Below are 3,437 nucleotides of genomic sequence, written 5' to 3'. Positions count from 1 at the left end.
GCGTCGGCCAGATCCAGTTCGTCGCGGCCCGTGGCGATCAGCTCGATGCCGGCCGGCACGCGGGCGGTGAGGGCCCGGCCCAGCTGGCCGTGGCGGCCGGTCAGCAGCACCCGCACCGGTTCAGGCATCGATGGCGGCGGACGGGCTCAGGCGCAGCCTACCTTCGCGCCGCTATTTCGCCTCCATCCAGTTGGGGCCCACCCCGGTGTCCACCGCCAGTGGCACCGTCAACTGCACCGCCTGCTCCATCGTGCGGCGGGTGAGCTCCCGCACCTCGTCCAGCGCTTCCGGTGCCGCCTCCAGCACCAGCTCGTCGTGCACCTGCAGCAGTAGGCGCGCCGGCAGGCCGGCCTCTGTGAGCGCCCGTTGCAGGCTCACCATCGCCAGCTTGATGATGTCGGCGCTGGAGCCCTGAATCGGGGCATTGGCGGCCGCCCGCAGCTGCTGGGCCTCCATGCCGCCGCGGCGGGCCACCTCCAGGTCGATCTCCAGCGGATCCTTGCCCCGCAGCCGGCCCAGGCCGCCGGGATCGAAGTGGAACGGGCGTCGCCGCCCCAGGATCGTTTCCACGTAGCCGCGGCTGAGGGCGAGGCGCTCCTGCAGCTCCAGGAACAGGAACACCCTTGGGTAGCGCTGCTTGTAGAGGCTCAGGAACTCCTTGGCCCGCGCCTGGCCCATGCCGGTTTCGCGGGCCAGCCGCTGGGCCCCCATCCCATAGATCACCCCGAAGTTGATCGTCTTGCCCAGCCGCCGCTCCTCCGGTGTCACCGTGTCGGTCTCCAGCAGCAGCCGGGCCGTCAGGGCATGGACGTCGTCGCCGTCGTTGTAGGCCTGCACCAGCACCGGTTCGCCCGAGAGGTGGGTGAGGATGCGCAGCTCGATCTGGGAGTAATCGGCGCTGATCATCCGCCAGCCCTCCTGGGGCAGGAAGGCCTTGCGGATGCGGCGGCTGAACTCGGTGCGGATGGGGATGTTCTGCAGGTTGGGGTTGCTGCTCGACAGCCGCCCGGTGGCGGTCACCGCCTGGTTGAAATCGGTGTGCACCCGCCCGGTCTCCGGCTCCACCAGCGCCGGCAGGGCCTCCACGTAGGTGCTCAGCAGCTTGCTGAGGGTGCGGTGCTCCAGCACCAGCTTCACCACCGGATGGTCGTCCTCCAGCTTCTCCAGCACCGCCGCATCGGTGCTCCAGCCGGTCTTGGTGCGCCGCGATTTCTTGCGGTCGAGCCCCAGGCTGTCGAACAGCAGTTCCCCCAGTTGCTTGGGGGAGGCCAGGTTGAAGTCCACTCCCGCCGCCGCCTGGGCCTCCTGCTCCAGCCGCACCAGGGTGCTGCTCAGTTCCTCGGCCAGCTCCTTGAGGTAGGGCACATCGATGCGGATGCCGGTGGCCTCCATCTGGGCCAGCACCGGCTCCAGGGGCAGCTCCACCTGTTGCAGCAACAGGGGCAGCTCGGGCCCCATCGCCGCCAGCTGCTCCGCCAGCAACGCCCCCAGGCGCCGGGTGAGGTGCACGTCCATGGCGCAGTAGAGCGACGCGGCCTCGATCGGCACGTCGGCGAAGGTCTGCCCCTTGGCCACCAGATCGCCATAGGTGGTGGGATGGAAGCCGAATGCGCGCTCCGCCATCGCCTCCAGGCCATGCTTGTCGTTGGCATCCCGCAGGTAGTCCGCCAGCAGGGTGTCCATCACCACACCGGCCAGGGGCAGCCCATGGCGCAGCAGGATCAGGCGGTCGTACTTGGCGTTCTGGAGCGCCTTGGGGTGTTCGGCGCTGGCCAGCCAGGGCCCCAGGGCCAGCAGCACCGCATCGAGGGGCAGCTGCACCGGGGCGGGGGGCGGCGTGCTGAGCAGATCGGCGGCCGGCGGGCTGTGGTGGCCGATGGGCACGTAGGCCAGATCCGCCAGGCCCTCCCCCCAGCAGACGCCGATCCCCACCAGCTCCGCCTTGAAAGGATTCAGCGAGGTGGTCTCGGTGTCGAGGGCCACCGGCGCCGCCGGATCGGTGCAGGCCAGCAGCCTCCCCACCAGGGCGGCCAGGGCCTCGGGGGTGGTGACCAGCTCCGGCCGCAGGGCGGGCAGGGTGTCCGTTGCCTCTGGCTCTTCCTCTGGGGGCTCTGCCGCTGGTTCCGCCGAGAACAGACGGGCGAAGCCCTCGGTCTGCTTCACCAGGCTGAACAGCTCCAGCTCGCTCAGACGCGCCCCCAGCCCCTCGCTGTCCACCTGGCCCAGGGCCAGGCGTGGTTCCTGGGGCAGGGGGATCTGCACCAGGATCTCCGCCAGCATGCGGGAGCGGAAGGCGTTCTCCCGATCGGTCTCCAGCTTGGTTTTCAGGGCCCCCTTCTGCTGGTCGAGGGCGGCGTAGATGCCGTCCAGGTCGCCGTGGGCCTTGAGCAGGGTCAGGGCCGTCTTGGGCCCCACCCCCTTGACGCCGGGGATGTTGTCGGAGCTGTCGCCGGTGAGGGCTTTGAGGTCCACCACCCCTTCCGGTGGGACTCCCAGCTTCTCGATCACCTGGGCCCGGCGGATCTGGGTCGGACCGCTGTTCTTGGCGTAGGGGCCGCCACCCATGTACAGCACGCTGATGTCGCGCGCGTCGTCCACCAGCTGGAACAGGTCGCGGTCGCCGGAGAGGATCCGCACCCGCCAGCCCTCACCCGCCGCCCGGTTGGCCAGGGTGCCGAGCACGTCGTCGGCCTCGAAGCCCGGTGCCATCGACAGGGGCAGGTCGAGGCAGTCTTTGAGGATGGCCTGCAGGTTGGCCAGGTCGGCGAAAAAGTGCTCCGGCGCCTCCTCCCGATGGGCCTTGTAGGCGGCATCCGCCTGGTGGCGGAAGGTGGGCTCGGCCGTGTCGAAGGCGATCACCACCCCCTGGGGCGCCAGTCCCTTGCAGTTGTCGAGCAGGGCCTTGAGGAAGCCGTAGGTGACGCTGGTGGGCACCCCGTCCTTCGTGCTCAGGCCCCCCTCGCCGCCCTTGGCGAAGGCGTAGAAGCTGCGGAAAGCCAGGGAGTGGCCATCCACCAGCAGCAACAGGGGCTTGTCCCGCTCCATGGCCGTCCCTGGGATCTGCCCACCGATCGCCACAGCCTGCCATCCGGCGGCCCGACAGCGCCGTGACCGCCACCGGCCGGGCCGCCTTCAGCCGTTGCCGCCAGTACCGCTGGTGGCTGGAGCGGGTCTGGGATCCTGGCGGTAGCCGCCTGCTGTTCCTTGGTCTCAACCCCTCCCGCGCCGACCACCGCCACGACGACCCCACCCTGCGGCGGCTGATGGCCTTCGCCGCCGGCTGGGGGTACGGCGGCCTGGAGGTGCTCAACCTCTTCGCCCGGATCAGTCCCAGCCCGGCGGCCCTCGCCCATGCCGCCGATCCGGTGGGCGCCGCCAACGCGGCCTGGCTGCGGCGGCGCCTGCGGGCCGGGGGACCAGCGGCGCCGGTGTGGCTG

Annotated in this window: 3 protein-coding genes; 1 reads left to right on the top strand and 2 read right to left on the bottom strand. The window is 70.7% G+C overall.

What is annotated here, in order from left to right; all coding sequences use genetic code 11:
- Together VB739_RS16355 and polA are read right to left on the bottom strand one after the other, a co-directional pair.
- Positions 1 to 116 (bottom strand): sugar nucleotide-binding protein (locus VB739_RS16355; RefSeq protein ID WP_323358075.1); only part of this gene is annotated, 116 nt, incomplete at its 3' end.
- 55 nt (positions 117 to 171) lie between these two features.
- On the bottom strand, positions 172 to 3,045 hold the full coding sequence (gene polA / locus VB739_RS16350; protein ID WP_323358074.1) for a DNA polymerase I: 2,874 nt from the start codon (positions 3,043 to 3,045) through the stop codon (positions 172 to 174).
- A 62-nt stretch (positions 3,046 to 3,107) separates the two neighbouring features.
- On the opposite strand from polA, the gene VB739_RS16345 reads away from it, so the two are divergent.
- Positions 3,108 to 3,437: DUF1643 domain-containing protein (locus VB739_RS16345; protein ID WP_323358073.1), on the top strand; the 330-nt coding region annotated here is incomplete at its 3' end.

Source organism: Cyanobium gracile UHCC 0281 (assembly GCF_034931305.1).
GTDB classification, from domain to species: domain Bacteria; phylum Cyanobacteriota; class Cyanobacteriia; order PCC-6307; family Cyanobiaceae; genus Cyanobium; species Cyanobium gracile_A.
Note: the sequence above shows the minus strand (reverse complement) of the source record. Positions and strands in the feature narration are given on the sequence as shown.

Excerpts from the sequence above, each read along its gene's own strand:
- polA (WP_323358074.1), bottom strand. The coding sequence starts at position 3,045 with ATGGAGCGGGACAAGCCCCTGTTGCTGCTGGTGGATGGCCACTCCCTG.